Source organism: Bradyrhizobium sp. P2_E8, assembly GCF_056403875.1.
In genome coordinates this window covers 1-1,895 of record NZ_JBFUES010001247.1, presented here as the reverse complement: position 1 = coordinate 1,895, position 1,895 = coordinate 1, and the positions used below count along the sequence as shown (strand labels likewise).

At 67.2% G+C, this 1,895-nt stretch carries 3 protein-coding genes; all 3 read right to left on the bottom strand.

Features of this window, described 5'->3' with window-relative positions; translation table 11 throughout:
* Positions 1-193: ATP-binding cassette domain-containing protein (locus tag AC1D00_RS39165; protein WP_477014364.1), on the bottom strand; the 193-nt coding region annotated here is incomplete at its 3' end.
* Between the two features lie 13 nt (positions 194-206).
* On the bottom strand, positions 207-1,529 hold the full coding sequence (gene xylA, locus AC1D00_RS39160) for a xylose isomerase (protein WP_404551206.1): 1,323 nt from the start codon (positions 1,527-1,529) through the stop codon (positions 207-209).
* A partial coding sequence (locus tag AC1D00_RS39155; RefSeq protein WP_477014363.1) for an FGGY-family carbohydrate kinase occupies positions 1,530-1,895 on the bottom strand: 366 nt, incomplete at its 5' end.

Below are 1,895 nucleotides of genomic sequence, written 5' to 3'. Positions count from 1 at the left end.
CGCCATGGCTGGGGCGGAAATTGCCGGCGATGATCTTGACCAGCGTCGACTTGCCCGCGCCGTTGTCGCCCATCAGGCCGACCACCTCGCCAGGGAAGACCTGCATGTCGACGTCATGCAGCGCGCGAATCGCGCCGAACTCCTTCCCGATGCCGGAGAGTTGGAGCACCGGCGCTGCTTCAGCATTTGTCATCAGCGGGCCTTCCTCAGACATAGCGGTTGACCAGGGATTCCAGATATTCCTGCCGTCCCGAGCGCGGCTGCGGGTCGAAGCCGGAGCCGAGCGCACGATCGGCGAGATCGGCGAGCGAGCGCTGGCCGCCGAGAATGGCGCGGCCCTCGGGGCTCGCCCATCCTTCGTAGCGTTTGGTAAGCGGCGCGGAGAGGGCGCCGGCATCGAGCATGTCGGCGGCGGCGAGGAAGGCGCGCGCGCAGGCGTCCATCGAGCCGACATGGGCGTGGATCAGATCGTCGGGGTCGATCGACTGACGCCGGATCTTGGCGTCGAAATTGAGCCCGCCGGAGGTGAAGCCGCCGCGGTTCAGGATCTCGTGGAACACCAGTGCAAGCTCCGGCACGTTCATCGCGAACTGGTCGGTGTCCCAGCCGAGCAGATCGTCGCCGCGGTTGACGTCGAGCGAGCCGAACACGCCGAGCGCCTCGGCGAGCGCGACCTCGTGATGGAAGGAATGGCCGGCGAGGATGGCGTGGTTCTGCTCGATGTTGAGCTTGACGTCCTTGAGGAGATCGTAGCGCGCGAGGAATCCGTAGCAGGTGGCGACGTCGAAATCATATTGATGCTTGGTCGGCTCCTTCGGCTTCGGCTCGATCAGGATCGGGCCCTTGAAGCCGATCTTGTGCTTGTGCTCGACGACCAGCGAGACGAAGCGGCCGAGCTGGTCGAGCTCGCGCTTGAGATCGGTGTTGAGCAGCGTCTCGTAGCCCTCGCGCCCGCCCCACAGCACATAGTTCTGGCCACCCAGCCGGTGCGTCACCTCCAGCGCGGCACGGACCTGGCCGGCGGCATAGGTGAAGATGTCAGGGTCCGGGTTGGTCGCGGCCCCCGCCATGTAGCGGCGATGCGTGAACAGATTGGCGGTGCCCCAGAGCAGCCGGACTTTGGCGGAGGCCATCTTCGCTTCGAACAGATCGGCGATCGCGTTGAGGTTGGCGACGGACTCCGCGAGCGAAGCACCTTCGGGCGCCGCGTCGACGTCGTGGAAGGTGAAGAAGGGCACGTCAAGCAGGCGGAACAGCTCGAAGGCGACGTCGGCCTTGGCCCGTGCCTGCGCCATCGCATCGGTGCCGTGATGCCAGGGCCGCATGAACGTCTCGCCGCCGAAGGGATCGCCGCCCGGCCAGCAGAAGGAGTGCCAGTAGCAGACCGCAAAGCGCAGGTGATCCTCGAGCCGGCGGCCATGGACGAGGCGATCCTTGTCGTACCAGCGGAAGGCGGGCGCCTTTCCGGCATCCTGGCCGGCGAAGGCGACAGGCATGCTTGCCTCGAAGAATTTGGCTGACGCGTTCACTTAGGCGGACTCCTTCAACGCGGGATAAAGCGCGCGCCAGCGACGATAGGCATCGTCATAGGCGGCGGTGACGGATGCGCGGGGCGCGAAACTCGCGAGTCGGCGCGGGCGCGTGCAAACTTCGGCGGGATCTTCACCGGTGGCGGCAAGGCGCCCGAGCCGCGCGGCGCCGAGCGCGGCCCCCACCTCGCCTTCCTCGACGCGATGGACGGAAATGCCGAGCACGTCGGCGCAGATCTGGGCCCAGAGCGGCGAGCGCGAGCCGCCGCCGACGAGATCGACTTCCACGATCGGAGCGCTCGCCGCGCTCAGTGCCGCCAGATTGTCGCGCGCGGCGAAGGCGACGCCCTCGAGCACGGCCTGCAC